This window comes from Curvibacter sp. EU05-FHT14A10 (assembly GCF_058791075.1).
Window position 1 is genome coordinate 48,735 of record NZ_JBYTDE010000014.1, and the last position, 18,553, is coordinate 67,287.

The following is an 18,553-nucleotide window of genomic DNA, read 5'->3' on the forward strand; positions in this document are numbered from 1 at the left end:
AGGCGCACCTGGACATGCATGCGCTCAAGAGCGTTCTGGGGGTAAAGCGCTAGCCCCGCAGGCCAAGCGCGAAGCGGTCGGGCTCATGGTGAGCGATTGACCTGCCCCCTCCCAGCCGTGCCAGCCTGAAGTTAGTGAAGTCCGTCAACCAACCGGAGAATGACGGATATGAAGAAGAGCAGATTCAGCGAGGAACAGATCATTGGGTTCCTTCGACAGGCTGAGGCAGGAATGCCTATCAAGGAGCTCTGCCGCAACGGCGGCTTTAGTGATGCGACTTTCTACAAGTGGCGTGCCAAGTTCGGCGGCATGCAGGTCTCGGAGGCCCAACGCCTGCGAGAGCTGGAGTCTGAGAACGCAAAGCTCAAGCGGCTATTGGCCGAGGCGCACCTGGACATGCATGCGCTCAAGAGCGTTCTGGGGGTAAAGCGCTAGCCCCGCAGGCCAAGCGCGAAGCGGTTGGGCTCATGGTGAGCGATCACCATTTGTCCGAGCGTCGCGCATGTCGGCTTGTGGGGCTCTCTCGCGACAGCTACCGCAACCCACCGCAGGCCGATCAGGCCACGTTGGAACTACACGAGAAGATCGTGGAGATCGCCCATGTGCGCCGCCGCTTTGGATACCGGCGCATTCACGACCTATTGCGCCCAGAGTTTCCGGGTGTCAATCACAAGCGGGTATACCGTCTTTACCGACAGGCCAACCTGGCTGTGCGCAAGCGCAAGAAAGGCAAACGGCCTATCAACGAGCGGGTGCCTCTGCAGTTGGCCCGCACGGTCAACGAGGTGTGGAGCATGGATTTTGTCAGTGACAGCCTTGCATGTGGACGGCGCTTGAAGTACCTCACTGTGGCCGATGACTTCACCCACGAGAGCGTGGACATCGCTGTGGACTTCGGCATTTCGGGGCAGTACGTGACGCGGGTGTTGGAGCGCGCTGCGCTGTTTCGCGGGTATCCGAAGGCGGTGCGTACGGACAATGGCCCGGAGTTCACAAGCAGAGCATTCATGGCCTGGGCTCAGACCCACGGCGTTCGCCACATTCTGATTCAGCCAGGCCGCCCGATGCAGAACGGCTACATCGAAAGCTTCAATGGCAAGTTTCGCGACGAGCACCTCAATGAGAGCTGGTTTGAGACCTTGCACCAGGCCAGAACATCAGTGGCCATCTGGCGCACGGACTACAACGAAGTCAGACCACACAGCAGCCTGGGCCGCATACCACCGGCTCGTTTTGCCGAGCTGCATCGCCAGCGCGCTGGCGATGCAGCTCAACAAACTTCAACTCAAAAACAAATCGATTAACCTCAAAGATCCCGAAGTTCGTGATGCGGGAGAGGATGAAGGAAGAACTTCGTCTCAATGACGCAGCCTCTGCGTGAGCCGCGACTGAGATCCCTCTCAATCAGAGCGCTTCGGAAGAGCGAGAGGCCTCTTGTTCTTGCCGGACACCAAGAACAGATACGCGGCGCGCATCCGTCGTGTTTTTTTGGTTGGCGGCATTCGCATAGAAATAGTCAATTTAGCCAATGTTCTGCAGGACCTGAAGTTTCTAAAGTACTTGCAATCGGGTGCCAGGCCGTTGCTGGGCATCCACGCAATCTGATCATTTCAGCTTCTGACAGGCCCCCTATGAATCCTCGCGAAATCTTTGTTGTCGCCACCGCTCGTACAGCCATCGGCACCTTTGGCGGTGCGTTGAAGGATGTGCCAAACACCAAGCTGGCAACCACCGCGGTCAAGGCCGCATTGGAACGCAGCGGCGTTGCGCCAGACGCCATTGGACATGTCGTAATCGGGAATGTGATCCCCACCGATCCGAAGGATGCGTACCTAAGTCGCGTCGCCGCCATCGATGCGGGGATACCGATTGAGACCCCAGCATACAACGTCAATCGTCTGTGCGGCTCTGGGCTTCAGGCCATTGTTTCGGCTGCGCAGGCCATTGCCCAGGGCGACTGTGAGATCGCTATCGGAGGGGGCGCGGAGTCGATGAGCCGCGGGCCATACATTGATACTTCGGCGCGCTACGGTGCCCGCATGGGCGATGCAACGCTGGTTGACTACATGCTCGGAATCCTGCATGACCCCTGGGAAAAGATCCACATGGGCATCACCGCGGAGAATGTAGCGGAGCGCTTCAAGATCTCGCGCAGGCAGCAGGATGAACTGGCTGTTCTCAGCCAGAAGCGCGCGGCCGCTGCCATCGCTGCGGGTCGATTCAAGGAACAGATCGTTCCGGTGGAAATAAAGACCCGAAAGGGAGTTGTGCTGTTCGACACCGACGAGCACGTGCGCGGCGACACCACGGTTGAGTCCCTCGCCGCAATGAAGCCCGCCTTCAAGAAGGACGGGTTGGTCACAGCCGGAAACTCCTCCGGGATCAACGATGGCGCGGCTGCCGTAGTGTTGGCGGAGGGGAATCGCTTGAATGCGCTGGGCCTCAAGCCGTTGGCTCGCTTGGTGGGCTATGCGCATGCGGGTGTGGAGCCTGCCTATATGGGTATCGGCCCAATTCCGGCTACGCGCAGGGTGCTGGCGCGCACGGGCCTGAAAGTCCAGGACCTCGATGTGATCGAGTCGAACGAGGCATTTGCGGCACAGGCTTGTGCGGTTATTCAGGAGCTTGGCTTCGATCCGGACAAGGTGAATCCGAATGGATCCGGTATCTCGCTGGGGCACCCAGTCGGCGCGACGGGCGCAATCATTACGACGAAGGCAATCGCTGAATTGCACCGCATTGGTGGACGTTATGCGCTGGTGACGCTGTGCATAGGTGGAGGCCAGGGCATTGCCGCCATCTTCGAACGTGTCTGATTGAGTATAGCTCTCGCCTGCCACGTCCTATTACGGTGAGAGCTCTGTGAATTTCAGGTGTCGAGTTCGATGCCGCATCATGTAAAGGAAGCCCCGTGTCTAGTCCAATCCCCACCGCCAAGCTGCTGATCGGCGGCCAGTTTTTCGAGTCCAAGACCACCGAGTGGCGCGACGTGGTCAACCCTTCCACACAAGAGGTATTGGCCCGCGTGCCATTTGCTACGGCTGACGAAATCAACGCCGCTGTGGCCTCTGCGAAAGAGGCGTTCAAGACATGGAAGAAGACGCCTATCGGCACGCGCGCGCGCATCTTCCTCAAGTACCAGCAGCTTATTCGCGCAAACATGGCCGAGCTGGCCGCCATCCTCACGGCCGAACAAGGCAAGACTCTGCCGGACGCCGAAGGCGACGTGTTCCGCGGCCTCGAAGTGGTCGAGCATGCCGCCAGCATCGGCAACCTGCAGCTCGGTGAGCTGGCCAACAACGTGGCCGGTGGCGTGGACACCTATACCTTGCTTCAGCCACTGGGCGTGTGCGCAGGCATCACCCCCTTCAACTTCCCCGCCATGATCCCGCTGTGGATGTTCCCCATGGCCATCGCCACGGGCAACACCTTCGTGCTCAAGCCCTCCGAGCAAGACCCCATGGTGACCATGCGCCTGGTGGAGCTGGCGCTCGAAGCAGGCATTCCACCCGGGGTGCTCAACGTGATCCACGGCGGTGAAATGGCCGTGAACGCGATCTGCGACCATAAGGACATCAAGGCCGTTTCGTTTGTGGGCTCCACCAAGGTAGGCACCCATGTGTACAACCGCGCCACCCTGGCAGGCAAGCGCGCGCAATGCATGATGGGCGCCAAGAACCACGCCATCATCCTGCCTGACGCGAACAAGGAGCAGTCGCTCAACGCGATTGCCGGCGCAGCATTCGGCGCCGCCGGCCAACGCTGCATGGCGCTGCCCGTGGTGGTGCTGGTGGGCGAGGCGCAACAATGGATTCCCGATCTCGTGGCCAAGGCCAAGACGCTCAAGATCAACGGTGGCACCGAAAAGGGCACCGATGTGGGCCCGCTGGTGTCCTGCGCAGCCCTAGAGCGCGTGGAAAGCCTGATCGCTCGCGGCATTGCCGACGGCGCCACACTGGAACTGGATGGTCGCAAGCCCGCGGTGCCCGGCTACGAAAAGGGCAACTTCGTGGGCCCGACCATCTTCTCCAACGTCCAGCCCGGCATGGCCATCTACGACCAGGAAATCTTCGGACCCGTGCTGGCCCTGGTGCCTGCGGCCGACATCGACGAAGCCATCGAGTTCATCAACAGCAACCCCAACGGCAACGGCACGGCCATCTTCACGCAGTCGGGGGCCGCAGCGCGCAAGTTCCAGGAAGAGATCGACGTGGGCCAGGTCGGCATCAACGTGCCAATCCCCGTGCCGGTGCCCATGTTTTCGTTCACGGGTTCGCGCGCCTCCAAGCTCGGCGACCTGGGCCCCTACGGCAAGCAGGTCGTGATGTTCTACACCCAGACCAAGACCGTGACGGCCCGCTGGTTCGACGACAGCAGCACGAACCATGGCGTTAACACCACCATCAGCCTGAAGTAAAGCTACCTGGCCACCAGCACCCAGTTACAAAGGGCTGGCAGTAATCAAGCGGCAAACCCGAGGGGACAGTCGTACATGGACTTTGAACTGACCGAGGAGCAATGCGCCTTCGCCGACACGGCTCGCGCATTTGCCCAAGCCGAGCTGGCACCTCATGCGGCAGAGTGGGATAGCAAGCACGTTTTCCCCCGCGAGGCGATCGCCAAGGCCGGCGGACTGGGTTTCTGCGGCCTGTATGCGCCCGAGAGAATTGGTGGCCTGCAGTTGCCTCGGCTCGACGCCACGCTGGTCTTTGAGGAAATGGCTGCGGTTGACCCTAGCACGACGGCCTTCATCACCATCCACAACATGGCGACCTGGATGCTCGGCACCTGGGGCGCCGACAGGGTGTGCGCCGACTGGGGAGAGGCCTTGACCAGCGGGCAAATGCTCGCCAGCTACTGCCTGACCGAGCCCGGCGCGGGCTCGGACGCCGCCTCGCTCAAGACCCGGGCCGAGCTTTCCGATAGCGAATACGTGATCAACGGCGCCAAGGCCTTCATCAGCGGAGCGGGCAGCACCGACGTGCTGGTGCTCATGGCCCGCACGGGCGATGCCAACTCGGGTGCAAGCGGCATCAGCGCTTTTGCAGTGCCTGCCAACGCCGAGGGTGTGAGCTACGGCAAGAAGGAAGAGAAGATGGGCTGGAACAGCCAGCCCACGCGCACCATCAGCTTCGATAACGTGCGCATCCCAGCCGACCACCTGCTGGGGCGCGAAGGCGAAGGCTTCAAGATCGCTATGAAGGGCCTGGACGGCGGGCGCATCAACATCGCCACCTGCTCCGTAGGCGCAGCCCAGGGCGCACTCAACGCCGCGCAGCAATACATGCAGGACCGCAAGCAGTTCGGCAGGCCGATCGCGAGCTTCCAGGCGCTGCAGTTCAAGCTGGCCGACATGGCGACCGAACTCGTGGCCGCGCGCCAGATGGTGCGCTTGGCGGCGAGCAAGCTCGACGCGGGCGACCCCAACGCAAGCACCTACTGCGCCATGGCCAAGCGCTTCGCCACCGACGCGGGCTTCACCGTGGTGAACGATGCGCTGCAACTGCACGGCGGCTACGGCTACATCCGCGAGTACCCGATGGAGCGCCTGCTGCGCGACGCGCGCGTGCACCAGATCCTCGAAGGCACGAACGAGATCATGCGAGTGATCGTCGGCAGGCGCATGCTCGAAAGCGATGCGCCGGACGTGATTCGCTAGGTTCTTGAATCCCCCGTATTGACCCCATTTCAGCGTTCCCAGGAGATACACATGAAAGTCGCCTTCATCGGCCTCGGCAACATGGGCGGCCCCATGGCCGCGAACCTGCACAGAGCGGGCTACACCGTCACAGCGTTCGATCTGAACAAGGACGCATGCGCCAAGGTGCATGCCGATGGCGTGGCTCTATCTGCCAGCGCGCAGGCTGCCGTGCAGGACGCCGAAGCCATCGTGACCATGCTGCCCGCCAGCCACCATGTGGAAGGCCTGTTTCTAGGCAACGGCAGCGGCCCGGGCCTGCTGGCTGCCATCGCCAAGGGTGCGCTGGTGATCGACAGCTCCACCATCGCCACAGCCACAAGCCAGAAGGTGGCCAAGGCCGCCGAGGCTGCGGGCATAGCCTTCATCGATGCGCCCGTCTCGGGCGGCACCGGCGGTGCCATCGCGGGCACCCTCACCTTCATGGTGGGCGGCGGCGATGCCCACCTGGAACGCGCCCGCCCCCTGCTCGAAAAAATGGGCGCCAACATCTTCCACGCCGGCAGCGTGGGCGCGGGTCAGACCGCCAAGATCTGCAACAACATGCTGCTGGGCATCCTGATGGTAGGCACCAGCGAGGCCATCGCCCTGGGCGTGGCCAACGGGCTGGACCCCAAGGTGCTGAGCGAGATCATGCGCCGCAGCTCGGGCGGCAACTGGGCTCTCGAAAAGTACAACCCCTTCCCCGGCGTGCACGAGAACGCCCCGGCAAGCAAGGGCTACGCAGGCGGCTTCGGCACCGACCTGATGCTCAAGGACCTGGGTCTGGCCCAGGAAAACGCCATGACCACCAAGGCCAGCACCCCGCTGGGCGGCCTGGCGCGTGCGATCTATGCGGCGCACAGCATCGCCGGGCATGGCGGGGAAGACTTCTCCAGCGTGATCAAGATGCTGCAAAAGCAAGGCTGACGCGCAGTGCAGGTATAGAGATCGCAAGAAAAAGGACATGAAAATGGCTGACTACCCCGGACTCAAGCTCGAGAAGCGCGACCACATTGCACTGGTCACGCTCGATAACCCTCCCGCCCATACCTGGACGCTGGAAAGCCTCGCGGCGTTGACCAGGCTCGTGGCTGAGCTGAATGCCGACCGCGAGATCTACAGCCTTGTGCTCACCGGCGCGGGGGAGAAGTTCTTTTCTGCAGGTGCAGAACTCAAGCTTTTCGCCGACGGGGACAAAGCGATGGCGCGTGCGATGGCACGCCGCTTCGGCGAGGCGTTTGAGGCGCTCGCGGGTTTTCGGGGGCTGAGCGTGGCGGCCATCAATGGTTTCGCCATCGGCGGTGGGCTGGAATGTGCAATGGCCTGTGATGTGCGCATCGTAGAGGAGCACGCGCAGATGGCACTGCCGGAGGCCGCAGTAGGTCTGCTACCCGCCGCAGGTGGCACACAGTGGCTTTCCTGGCACGTTGGCGAGGCTTGGGCCAAGCGCATGATCCTGTGCGGTGAGCGCATCGATGCCGACACTGCCGTGCGCATTGGACTTGCACAGGAGGTGGTTCCGCGCGGCCAGGCGCTGGATCGCGCGCTGGCGCTGGCTAAGTCCGTAGAGCGGCAGAGCCCGACCAGCATCGCTGCTTGCAAGAAGCTGATCCACGGCGCACGCACCCAGTCGCCCAGCGCGACGCTGGTAGCTGAGCGTGAGGCTTTCGTCGACCTGTTCGACAGCCCAGATCAACGCGAAGGCGTCAACGCCTTCCTCGGCAAGCGCGCGCCGCTGTGGCGCAACACATGAGCGTCCGCTTTGAGGAAATCCCCACCGCGTGCGGGCGGTGCTTCGGCCGCGCCACGCTGAATTCGCCGGGCACCCTGAACGCTCTGTCGCTCGACATGGTCGATCGGTTGGCGCCGCAGCTGATGCAGTGGGCGGGCGATCCACGCGTCGCCCTTGTGGTGCTCGATGCCGAGGGCGACCGCGCCTTCTGTGCCGGCGGCGATCTGCAGCGGCTCTACGCGTCGATGCGCAGCACGCCGCCGGGGGAAGTGCCGCGCGAAGCCGCTTCCTTCTTCGAGCGTGAGTACAGGCTCGACTACCAGATTCACACCTATCCCAAGCCGATCCTGTGCTGGGGGAACGGCATCGTGATGGGCGGGGGCATCGGGCTGCTGGCTGGCGCCTCGCACCGCGTGGCTACCCCGAGCACACGGCTGGCCATGCCAGAGATTTCCATCGGGTTGTATCCGGACGTGGGTGGCAGCTGGTTCCTGCGGCGCGCGCCGGGAAAGATTGGCCTGTTCCTGGCGCTCACGGGCGCGTCGTTCAATGGTACCGATGCGAGATTCGTGGGCCTAGCGGATTTCGTTCTGCCACACGAGCGGCACGGCGAGGTGTTGGCGGCCATTTCCGCCAGTCACTGGCTTGACGAGTGCGAACCAAACGCCGCCCAGCTCAGCCACTTGCTGTACCCGCACGCATTGCCGCAGGGAGAAACGCAGTCGAAGCTGCGCCAGCACTACGACCTGATTGATCTAACCATTGGCCACGACAGCCTGGCCAACATCGCCGGGCGGCTGCAGAGACTGGCCGGGCACGAGGACCCCTGGCTGGCCAAGGGCGCAAAAACCTTCATGAGCGGCTCGCCGACCTCGGCGGCGCTGTCGTTCGCGCTGTGGAGGCGTGTACTGCACCTGTCGATTGCCGACGTCATGCGCCTGGAGTACCACGTGTCGGTGGCCTGTACGCGCCACGGTGACTTCGCCGAGGGAATTCGCGCCCTGATGATCGACAAGGATCGCAACCCGCGATGGAAGCCCGCCACACTGGCCGAGATCACGCCGAGTCACATTCAGTCCTTCATCCAGCTGCCGCACCCGCTGGCTGACCTGGCGTGAGATTCCCGCGTCCACGATGCACCCTCCCAAGAGGCAAGCACCGCCTTCAATGCCTGTTCGACAACTGGACGTGTATCTGGACGGCGCCCACCGCTGAGGCCTCGTTCCCCAATCGACTGGTCTAGGATCTGCACTTCAAAGATCCAGCCTGGACCGCTCCCCCTACGGCCAGCTGCAGCTGCATTGGTACCCGGCGACCGGTCAGACGGCGTAGCAGTTCGATCACCTGAGCGAGGCGTTGCCTCCGCACCATAAGCAGGTGTGGGACTTCTAGAGCGATAAGTGCTCGATGCACTGTCGCCGTCCAATTGCTTTCTGACCAACCCCCAGGAGCTGGCGGAGGCGGTGACCACCCAGGGTCAGAGCGTGTTGACCGGTGTTACCCGTGTGCTGTCCGACATGCAGCGCAACGCGCTGCCGGCTTCCAGCGAAAAGCAGGCGTTCGCCGTGGGTGGCAATCTGGCAACTACCGTCGGTGCGGAGGTGTTCCAGAACGAGATATTCCAGCTCATTCAGTACCAGCCGTTGGCGAGCAAGGTGCGCGTGATGCCGCCCCTGATCGTGCCGCATTGCGTCAACAAGTTCTACGCCTTCGACCTGATCCAGCAGAAGTCCTTCGTCAAGTACCTGCTTGAGCAGGAGCACAACGTTTTCATCATGTCGTGGCGCAGCCCGCGCTCGGGCGCGTCGGGCCAGAGCTGGGACGACTATGTTCTACGGCGGCGTGCATAAGACGGTGTAAGTGGCCAGCGAACTCGCTGGCGCACCGAACCTGAACCTGCTGGCCTGGTGACCCTGCCGCAGACGTTGCCGCGCGCCAATGTTGAATGACCGCTCAACGCCTTCCGCTTGGACTCTCTTCGCGTCTTCGCTCCTACGCGATCATGCGATGTATCGTGGACCTCGGGCTGCGCACCCACGAAGTCAGCCGCCTGACGCTGGATGACATCGACTGGGCTGCCGGCACCTTGCGCACCGCCAAGTGCAAATCACAGCGCGTGGACCTGATGCCCTTGCCACAAGTAATGAGCGATCAACGCCCTCGATGTGTCGCGGGTCTGTCAACGGTGCCGACTCAAGTGCTAGATGTTGGTATTGCTTGGCTCCGTCAAATAGCTGGATACCACATCAATGAAGCGCCTCAGCAGCGACGAGCGATTGTCTGCGCGCCAGACGAGTTCCCAGTGCTGAGTGACGTTCAAGTCAGGAATTTCCATAAACGCCACAGTGTCAGGGGCAATGCGCCTTACGGATTCTGGCAGCACTGTGCATCCCATGCCCGCAGCGACCAGCGTGAGCATTGATGCGGCGTCGACGCCATGGACGGAAGCTTTTGGAATGAAGCCAGCGTAAAAAAAGCAGTGAATCAGCTTGTCGTGCCAGACCGGCGCCACATTGCGAGGTAGCCAGACGAACTCCACCTCGTTGAGGTCTCGCAATGACTCTGGCTTTCCGGCTTCCCACAGCCAGTCCGCCGGATATGCGAGAACCAACTTTTCTGAGAAGACAGGGAGCCCCTCGAACGCGGGGTTGTCCAACGGTCTGTAAAGCAAAAAGCCGGCATCCAGCCGTCCGCTCGCCAGCAAGTTCAACTGGTTATCGGACAGCAGTTGGCGCAGTGTGATCGAGATGCCCGGCACTTGTCGTCGATAGTTTCTGAGTACATCTGCGGTCATTGGTGCGAGGGTCTGTACTACCGGTAGGGCAATGGAGAGGTGCCCGATTTCTCCTCGGCTCGCTCGTTGGGCACGCTCCTTTGCTGCGGCGGTGTCGTCAAGCAGCCTCCTTGCATCCGTTAGTAGTTGCTTGCCTGCGTCGGTCAAGCTAACTCCGCGTGTCGTTCGTTCGAACAAGGCCGCCCCAAGCTCCTCCTCCAGCGCTTGAATTTGTCGCGTCAAAGCTGGCTGCGCAATGTGCACAGCCTTCGCTGCGACACTGATGTTTCCGAGCTCGGCAACTGAGACGAAGTAGCGCAGCTGACGCAGATCCATTGGTATACCTTTTTAGCATGGGGAAGATAGCCAATAGGTATTTTACGGCATGGTGGGCAATGCTTAACATTTTCTTGGATTTTCAACGTCCATCCGTAAAGCTCACCCAAGACCATGTCACAGAATATTTCAGATCAAATTCGCTCTCAAATTTCAGAGTTTCAGGCATTACGACGAAATCTACACGCCCATCCGGAACTCGGATTTAATGAGCACCGAACGAAGAGCATAATTTGCAGCGCTCTTGACGGGCTTTTGATTAAATATCACACTGGGATTGCCAAAACTGGAATCGTCGGTGTAATTCAGGGGCGTGAAACGACAAGCGGACGATCAATCGGTCTGAGAGCGGATATGGATGCATTACCTGTTAATGAAGGCACCCGGCTCCCATATGCATCGATAAACGAAGGTCGAATGCACGCTTGCGGTCACGATGGGCATGTCACCATGCTTTTGGCTGCAGCAGACTATTTGCAAAAAACACGTGACTTCAACGGCACCGTCTATCTCATTTTTCAACCAGGTGAGGAGGGATACAACGGTGGTCTTGAGATGGTGAGGGATGGCTTGTTTGAGAAATTCCCCATCGAGCAGGTATATGCGCTGCATAACTGGCCATCCCTTCCCCTTGGCACGGTGTCCGTGCCAGTTGGCCCCGCAATGGCGGCGGCAGACATTGTCACTATACGAATCCATGGACGGGGCGGACATGGCGGCATCTCACCTCAGCGAACCGTGGATCCTATCCTGATCGCTGGTGCCGTAATCGTCGCGGTTCATTCCATTGTCAGCAGGAATTTGGACCCTCTCGACACTGGGGTCATTAGCTTGTGCGGAATTTCCGGTGGGAGCCCCGGGGCTTTTAACGTGATTCCCGATGAGGTTGTCATTACCGGTACGGCCAGATCGTTGCGTTCTGATGTTCAAAGCGTTATTGAGGCACGCCTTCGAGAAACCGTGGAGAGTATCGCTCGTGGTTTTGGAGGTTATGCTTCCTTGGAGTATCGCAAGGTAGTACCCGCAACCATCAATTCAGAAACAGAGGCCCTTCTTGCGCGAAGGGCCGCAGTAGACGTGGTCGGAATAGATAATGTAATCCAACAACCCGTGCCAAGTCTCGGTGGCGAAGACTTTTCTTTCATGCTGCGTGAGCGCCCAGGGGCATATATCCACTTGGGTACCGGTGATAGTGAGCATTGCCACGGCCTTCACAGCGCACATTTTGACTTCAACGACGAGGCAATACCGATTGGAGGCGCATTGCTTGCTCGCATTGCCGAGTTGAGCCTGCCTTTGGGTAGTTAATAATCAAATAGAAACTATAGAAGGAGAAAACCCTATGAAAATCACGCCAAAGATAACTGCTCCACGGTGGCTGCAACTGACGGCAGCCATTATTGGAAATGCACTTGAGTGGTATGACTTTGCTATTTTTTCATATGTGGCGGTAATCATATCGAAGGTCTTTTTTCCTGCCGCAGGGGAGTACACAGGGCTACTTCTTACGTTGGCAACCTTCGGCGTGGGCTTCCTCACGCGGCCGCTTGGAGGGATTGTCATTGGCGTCTACGCTGATAGGCGAGGCCGCAAATCAGCCCTGCAACTGATCATTGGCATGATGACGGTTTCGCTGCTGTTGGTGGTGTTCACACCGTCCTACAGCTCTATCGGTATAGCCGCACCGCTGTTGATCGTTCTTGCTCGACTGTTACAGGGGCTCGCAGCAGGCGGTGAATTCGCATCCGCCACAGCCTATTTGGTGGAAGCGGCACCGGCTGCGCGTAAGGGCCTCTACGGCGCTTGGCAAATGTTTGGTCAAGGCCTTTCCTTGCTCGCTGGAGCTGTTTCCGGGGTCCTGCTTACGTCGACTTACAGCGAACAGGAACTTCTTGATGGGATGTGGCGCATCCCCTTCGTGATTGGATTGTTGATTGCGCCAGTGGGCTGGTGGATCCGTCGACACTTGGAGGAACCGGAGGAGTCCGTGACAGCACGGGCTAAGGGCGAAAAGATGAGTTTGCGAGCGATCCTCATCAAATATCCGAGAGCGGTTGGCGCGAATCTGGCCCTCACGACCTGCGCCACCTCATCGGTGTACATCTTCATCGTCTACATGCCGACATTCGTTACCCGCCAGTTCCATATTCCGTTGAGTGACGCCTTCATGGCTCAGGCCATCGGGCTCGCGGTCTTTATCGCTACCGTGCTTATTGCAGGTGCATTGTCTGACCGGTATGGCCGCAAGGTCGTAATGCTTGCTTTCTTAGTGCCATATGCCGTGCTCATCTACCCGCTATTTTCATGGGTGCAATCGAGTCCGGTGCTTGCGACTCTGATCGTTGTCTATGCGGCGCTCAGTATCTTTCTCGGCGGCTTTCTCGGGCCCTTTTCGACCGCGCTGGGCGAACAATTTCCGACGATGGCACGCTCTTCTGGATTGGCCATTTGCTACAACCTAGCGGTGATGGTTTTTGGTGGATTTGCTCAATTCATCGTCACTTGGCTCATCCAAACGACTGGGGTGGCGTTGGCGCCAGTGCTGTATTCGTTGGCTGGCAGCGTGGCAGGAGTGATCGGCTGTCTGTTGCTCCTCCCGGCGGAAAAACTCAGACAGAGAGGGGGTGCGAGCAGGGTAACCAAGGCGGCCATACGGTACTGAGTGACTACACCCGCAGTTGGCCGCTGGGACACATATGTCTCGGTCGGCCGCGTAGACCAAATAGGCATTCACGCCTTCTTCCTGGTTGACCACAGAAGGCCGTCAACATCCGGGCCTGAGAAAAATTCCCTAACACCTTACGGGAGTGGGCGTGACACCACGCATGTTAGTGCCTACGTCCATCTGGCCGGTCGATCCAAGCAGCACGCGCACCCGGCCCTCGCGTACAGCCTTGAACGGCGTGGCTTTCTGGACGTCCGTCTCGGCGTCGCGAACGAACGCGATCTTCCGCTCGGGTATGCCCGCGTTCATGACGCGGTGCCGCATCCTGATAGATGCTGAAGGCCTTGCCGCACTTGGGGCTCGACAGGTCGCAGAACGTCAACTGCGCGCAGCGGAAGTCCATCATGCGTTGCCAAATCGTCAGCACCTCGCGGATACATGCTGCCATCTTGCCGTCCTAGTTGAACTGGGCGCTCGGCGCGACCAGCCGGAAGTCCAGCGCGGCCTTCGTTTGTGACTGCGAGCATGTTGCCATCGGTCGGACCGACATGTCCGTTGCGGATGGCTTCGGCGCGTTCCACCAGCGTCGGCACATAGGCTTTGTGCGTCGGGCTGACCGGGCAGGTCACCGTGCGCGGCTTGGGCATTGGCAGGTTCAGCATCGCGGCAATTTGAATGTCTGCGATCTGCCGAAGATGGCCATCAGCTCGGGCACGTTGATGAATGGGTGAACCAGAGATTCCGTTGTGCATGCGATTACCGCTGCTGTCCGACGCGCGTTCCCAACTGGCACTCTATTGATAGTCGAATATGGCACAGAATATGTCAGATTTGCCAATCGATGACGAATCAAAAAGAAGGGAGACTGGTCACATCTCTCGTTCTCGCCGATGTGTTTCGACGAATACACGGGGGCTTGCCGTTATAGCGTGCTCGATGAATCAATGAAGGATCGCGGGCGCATTTTCTTTGTACCACTCTTGGGTGGGCGCGAATGCCTTTCCACTATCCATCATGAACACTCAGCACATTGGCGTGATCGGCGCCGGAACCATGGGCAACGGCATTGCACAAGTGTGCGCACTTGCCGGACTCGACGTCGCGATGCTCGACGTCTCCGAAGAGGCGCTCGGGCGCGGTATCTCGACCATCACGGCCAGCCTGGACCGGATGGTGAAGAAAGAAAAGTTACACGCGGAGGACAAGGATCTGGCGCTTGCCAGGATCCGTCCGACGCTCTCCTACCAGGATCTGCGTGGTGCCGGCCTGGTGGTAGAGGCGGCGACCGAGAGGCTCGACATCAAGCTGCACATCCTCCGCGACATCGAGGCAGTGGTCAGCGAAGATGCGGTGATCGCGACCAACACCTCCTCAATCTCCATCACACAACTGGCTGCCGTCCTGAATCGCCCGGATCGATGCATCGGCATGCACTTCTTCAATCCGGTTCCCGTAATGGAACTACTGGAGTTGATTCGCGGATTGCAAACATCGGACCTGGCACACGAACGGGCATTGGCCTTTGCACGGGCAATCAGCAAGAGCGCGATCACGGTCAAGAACAGTCCCGGGTTCGTAGTGAACCGCATTCTCTGCCCGATGATCAACGAGGCCATCTACGTCCTGCAGGAAGGGCTCGCTAGTGCCGAGGAGATCGACGTCGGGATGAAGCTCGGCTGCAATCAGCCGATTGGGCCTTTGGCATTGAGCGATCTGATCGGTCTGGACACGATGCTAGCAGTGATGCAAGTATTCCATGAGGGATTTGGCGATCCGAAGTACCGGCCTGCACCCCTGCTCAAGGAGATGGTGGATGCAGGCCGCCTGGGGCGCAAGACTGGCCAGGGCTTCTACACCTACAGCGGTCGTTGACCAATTGGAGGGCTGAGGGCGAAGCACAGCGCCTCGGTCCTTCTCCAGTGCATTTTTATTGAGGCAAAACCATGAGAATTTCTAAGCGCGCTGAGCGCATCGAGCCGTTCTATGTAATGGAGGTAGCCAAAGCCGCTTCGCAGTTGGCTCGTGAGGTAGACCATGGCAACAAGCCAATGGTCTACCTGACCATTGGCGAGCCGGACTTTACTGCCCCTCCTCCAGTGCAGGAGGCCGCCGTGCGCGCCGTGCGGAATGGCACGACGCAGTACACACCGGCCATCGGGCTGGAGCCCTTGCGCGAGCGCATCAGCGACTGGTATAGGCGGCGTTTCGGCGTGAACGTCCCAGTACGCAGGATCGCGGTGACCGCAGGCGCCTCAGCCGCGCTGCAACTCGTCTGCCAGGCCTTGATCGAGGCCGGCGATGAAGTCCTGATGCCCGACCCGAGCTATCCGTGCAACCGGCATTTCGTGATTGCCGCCGAAGGCCAGCCCGTCATGGTGCCCACCACGGCAGCCGATCGGTATCAGCTGAGTGCGGAAAAGGTCAAGGCCCATTGGAGCGAAAAAACGCGTGGCGTGCTGCTCGCCTCGCCGTCCAACCCCACAGGAACATCCATCCATCCGGAAGAACTACGCCGCATCCATGCCTGCGTCCAGGACAAGGGGGGCGTCACTCTGCTCGACGAGATCTACCTCGGGCTGAGTCACGACGACACTTTCGGCCAAACCGGCCTGGCCATAGACGAGAACGTGATCAGCATCAACAGCTTTTCGAAGTACTTCTGCATGACCGGATGGCGCTTGGGCTGGGTGGTGGCGCCAGAACCTCTGATCCCGGTGATCGAGCGTCTAGCGCAGAACTTCTTCCTTTGCCCCAGTACCGTCGCCCAGCACGCCGCGCTGGCTTGCTTCGAACCCGACAGCATCGCTGAGTACGAGCGCCGCCGCGCGCAGTTCAAGGCGCGCCGCGACTGGTTCATCCCGGAGCTGGAGAAGATCGGGTTCAAGGTTCCGGTGGTGCCTGATGGCGCGTTCTATGCCTGGGCGGATTGCTCGTCGTGGTTCGATGCCTGGGACGTTTCGAACAGCTGGGATTTTGCGTTTGAGGCCATGAAGCGAGCCCGCGTCGCGATCTCGCCCGGCCGCGATTTCGGCACGGCCGAGTCGGCGAGGTTCGTCCGTTTCTCGACGGCCAATTCGATGGAGCAGTTGAAGGAGGCTGCGGCAAGGTTCGCCGCGCTGCGTCCGTGAAGGGGGCGGCAAAGGGAGCAAGGAATGAGTCTCGCAACGGAAATTTGACCGAGTCGCTTCACTTTTATCGTACGAGCAGGACCTCAACGACTGGTGAAGTCGTGCCCCCATACATGTACTTATCGCGACCAGTATCCGGACGAGCCGGTCTAGCCACGGGGCAGCAGTGGGCGCGAGCTACACGTCGAGCGGTTGACACAGGGACGGTCAGGCCCAGTTGCCGACCTGTTCAATGCGGTGCAGAAACCGAGCGGAGCCCGGCAGGTGCGATCAGGCAGCGCCAGTTTGCAGGGAGAAGACCATGACTCTACTTCGCAGATGCCTTCTTGAGCTACGAGCTCGACAAGGCGACCATGACTCAAATCACGAACCGGGATGCGTCTCCGGTTCAGAATCGCTTTGCGAAGCGGCACTGATCCACGAGTCCGACGCTGATTCCGTACCCGGTCCAGGTCCGGAATTTTCTACACGCCGTTGGCCAGCATACCGGGCTGCCGCCAGCGCTGAACCCGGCCTAGTAAGGAACTGATTCTCATGCGCCCGCTCCTTGCCACTTTGCTGAATTCCGTTGGCGAGCGTACGCCGTGCCCAGAGTTGGCGCAGTGGCTGCCTATCTGGCGAACGATGCAGGCGGCATCTGCCAATCGTGGCCCGTTCGTTGCGAGCCTTGTCGCTGCGCTTAAGGCAGATCGGCTTGCCTGGGCGTTCTTCAGTGGATACCAGGGGGCGCTGCAATCGGCCTTTCCCGATTCGATTGACGACGGGCGCGTCGGCGCGCTCTGTGTCCACGAGGCTGGCCGGAAGATGACCGAGGTCACGACGAGCCTAGAGTTTTGCGATCGTATCCTGCGCTTGCATGGGAAGAAGTCATGGGCCTTGACGAGCATCGAAGAGCTGACCCTGCTAGTGCTTGCCAGGCGCAGCAATGGCCCTCAGAAGGGGGCGGGCAGTCTCGTGATGGTGCGCCTTCCATCAAGTGCCGTCGGTGTCGGCCGGGGGCATTCGCGCCCGCAGGCCATGGTGCCCGAGCTTGCTCACTCAGAAGTCCGTTTCGATGCGGTTTGCTTGACGCCTGAGCAGTTGATAGGTGGCGACGGGTATGCCGAGCATGCCAAGCCATTCCGAGTACTTGAGGATATCTTCGTTACGGGATGCACCTTGGCGTATCTGTTTGCAGAGGCGCAGTCCGGAGGTTGGCCGACGACATGGTGTCAGCGCTGCATTGCAGCTATTGCGATGCTTCACGTATGTGCTGAGCTGGACCCTCGCGACACGCATGCGCATATCTTGGTGGCGGGATCCCTGTCCTTCGCGGGTGACGTGATTCGGGAGAGCGAAAACCATTGGCAGGCTGCGCAGTCGATCGCCCACAACCGGTGGCTGCGCGACAGGCAGATTCTTTCTCTGGGCAAGGAGGCGAGGCGTCTGCGAGCCATCGGGTCTTGGGCGCGCACTCGGCGGGAGACTGTCGGCACAACCCGGGAGCAAGGAGCATGAACATGGGAACTGCGGGTCACCCAGCGGAGACATCGCTGCATTCCTTCGTGGAGCGATGGCCGTGGTATCACGCACTGACTCCCGAACTACGTTCGCTGGTTACGCAGACGGCGTTCGAACGCGTGGCCGGTGCGGGGGAGTACGTCGCCCGAGCGGGAACTCCTTGCACGGAGTGGTATGGACTCATGCAAGGCTTCCTGCAGATGTACGTGATCGGCACCCGCGGGTCTGAGACCACGCTGTACTGCTTGAGAGAAGGCGAGTGGGGGGGTGAAGGCTCCCTACTAAAAGGAGAGCCCCGCCGGTATGACCTGCGTGCCCTTACCCCTGTCAGACTGTGCACGATTCCCTTCAAGACCTTCGAGCAATTGCGTAACACGTCAATCGAGTTCAATCAATTTCTTTGCGAGATCATGAATGCCCGGATGGGCATTTTTGTCGGCATGCTGGAGGCCTCCAGACTTCTCGGGCCGGAGATGCGTGTGGCGAGATCACTCATGATGCTCGCCGATGGTCAAGCTAGCGATGCGCAAGAGATTTCGATTTCGCAGCATCAGTTGGCCTTGATGTGCGGGCTGTCGCGCCAGCGAGTCAACATGGCGCTCAACACGCTGAAGCAGTCAGGATTGGTCCGCTGCGAGCGTCGATGGGGTTTCGTCAGTGTCCACGTACCACGTTTACGCAATTATGTAACCCTGCCGAATTGAACGGGTGTCGCTCCGTAGCAGAGCGTCGCCACATC

16 protein-coding genes are annotated in these 18,553 nt (G+C 60.2%); 14 read left to right on the forward strand and 2 right to left on the reverse strand.

The features are described 5' to 3' along the window. The first annotated feature begins 168 nt into the window (after nt 1–168). The 8 genes from AC3WUT_RS22755 to AC3WUT_RS22790 all read left to right on the forward strand — a co-directional run bounded on the left by AC3WUT_RS22755 (nt 169) and on the right by AC3WUT_RS22790 (nt 9,262). Nucleotides 169–1,304 (forward strand): IS3 family transposase gene (locus AC3WUT_RS22755; protein ID WP_492349356.1). Its coding sequence is split into 2 segments (ribosomal slippage): nt 169–424 and nt 424–1,304, totalling 1,137 coding nucleotides; the frame shifts between segments, so codons are not numbered across the junction. 327 nt (nt 1,305–1,631) lie between these two features. Next, entirely contained in the window at nt 1,632–2,816 is a 1,185-nt protein-coding gene (locus AC3WUT_RS22760) for an acetyl-CoA C-acyltransferase family protein (protein WP_492349357.1), read from the forward strand. Nucleotides 2,817–2,911: 95 nt separating this feature from the next. Beyond that, a complete protein-coding gene (locus AC3WUT_RS22765; RefSeq protein ID WP_492349358.1) occupies nt 2,912–4,417 on the forward strand; it encodes a CoA-acylating methylmalonate-semialdehyde dehydrogenase in 1,506 nt (501 codons plus the stop codon). A gap of 75 nt (nt 4,418–4,492) precedes the next feature. Further along, nucleotides 4,493–5,659, forward strand: coding sequence for an acyl-CoA dehydrogenase family protein (locus AC3WUT_RS22770; RefSeq protein WP_492349359.1), 1,167 nt, complete (start codon nt 4,493–4,495; stop codon nt 5,657–5,659). A 51-nt stretch (nt 5,660–5,710) separates the two neighbouring features. Further along, nucleotides 5,711–6,607, forward strand: a complete 897-nt coding sequence (mmsB, locus tag AC3WUT_RS22775) for a 3-hydroxyisobutyrate dehydrogenase (protein ID WP_492349360.1) — start codon at nt 5,711–5,713, stop codon at nt 6,605–6,607. A gap of 43 nt (nt 6,608–6,650) precedes the next feature. Continuing rightward, on the forward strand, nt 6,651–7,433 hold the full coding sequence (locus AC3WUT_RS22780) for an enoyl-CoA hydratase (protein ID WP_492349451.1): 783 nt from the start codon (nt 6,651–6,653) through the stop codon (nt 7,431–7,433). Further along, nucleotides 7,430–8,530: an enoyl-CoA hydratase/isomerase family protein gene (locus AC3WUT_RS22785; protein WP_492349361.1), complete on the forward strand. Its 1,101-nt coding sequence runs from the start codon at nt 7,430–7,432 to the stop codon at nt 8,528–8,530. The genes AC3WUT_RS22780 and AC3WUT_RS22785 overlap by 4 nt, the downstream gene beginning before the upstream one ends. Before the next feature lie 282 nt (nt 8,531–8,812). Then, nucleotides 8,813–9,262 (forward strand): hypothetical protein, encoded by a 450-nt coding sequence (locus tag AC3WUT_RS22790; protein ID WP_492349362.1) that lies wholly within the window; start codon nt 8,813–8,815, stop codon nt 9,260–9,262. A gap of 350 nt (nt 9,263–9,612) precedes the next feature. Here AC3WUT_RS22790 and AC3WUT_RS22795 read toward each other — a convergent pair whose 3' ends face one another. Beyond that, nucleotides 9,613–10,521 (reverse strand): LysR family transcriptional regulator, encoded by a 909-nt coding sequence (locus AC3WUT_RS22795; RefSeq protein ID WP_492349363.1) that lies wholly within the window; start codon nt 10,519–10,521, stop codon nt 9,613–9,615. A gap of 114 nt (nt 10,522–10,635) precedes the next feature. Here AC3WUT_RS22795 and AC3WUT_RS22800 point away from each other — a divergent pair, with 114 nt between their 5' ends. Then, on the forward strand, nt 10,636–11,829 hold the full coding sequence (locus AC3WUT_RS22800) for an amidohydrolase (RefSeq protein WP_492349364.1): 1,194 nt from the start codon (nt 10,636–10,638) through the stop codon (nt 11,827–11,829). 34 nt (nt 11,830–11,863) lie between these two features. After that, entirely contained in the window at nt 11,864–13,183 is a 1,320-nt protein-coding gene (locus AC3WUT_RS22805; protein ID WP_492349365.1) for an MFS transporter, read from the forward strand. A 308-nt stretch (nt 13,184–13,491) separates the two neighbouring features. Here AC3WUT_RS22805 and AC3WUT_RS22810 read toward each other — a convergent pair whose 3' ends face one another. Continuing rightward, nucleotides 13,492–13,938, reverse strand: a complete 447-nt coding sequence (locus AC3WUT_RS22810) for a hypothetical protein (RefSeq protein ID WP_492349366.1) — start codon at nt 13,936–13,938, stop codon at nt 13,492–13,494. 262 nt (nt 13,939–14,200) lie between these two features. Between AC3WUT_RS22810 and AC3WUT_RS22815 the strand changes: the two genes are divergently transcribed. The 4 genes from AC3WUT_RS22815 (at nt 14,201) to AC3WUT_RS22830 (ending at nt 18,518) form a co-directional block, all read left to right on the forward strand. Continuing rightward, nucleotides 14,201–15,058, forward strand: coding sequence for a 3-hydroxybutyryl-CoA dehydrogenase (locus AC3WUT_RS22815; RefSeq protein WP_492349367.1), 858 nt, complete (start codon nt 14,201–14,203; stop codon nt 15,056–15,058). A 71-nt stretch (nt 15,059–15,129) separates the two neighbouring features. Continuing rightward, a complete protein-coding gene (locus AC3WUT_RS22820) occupies nt 15,130–16,314 on the forward strand; it encodes a pyridoxal phosphate-dependent aminotransferase (protein ID WP_492349368.1) in 1,185 nt (394 codons plus the stop codon). 534 nt (nt 16,315–16,848) lie between these two features. Beyond that, entirely contained in the window at nt 16,849–17,811 is a 963-nt protein-coding gene (locus AC3WUT_RS22825) for a hypothetical protein (protein WP_492349369.1), read from the forward strand. Then, nucleotides 17,808–18,518, forward strand: coding sequence for a Crp/Fnr family transcriptional regulator (locus AC3WUT_RS22830; protein WP_492349370.1), 711 nt, complete (start codon nt 17,808–17,810; stop codon nt 18,516–18,518). The genes AC3WUT_RS22825 and AC3WUT_RS22830 overlap by 4 nt, the downstream gene beginning before the upstream one ends. Nucleotides 18,519–18,553: the final 35 nt, after the last annotated feature.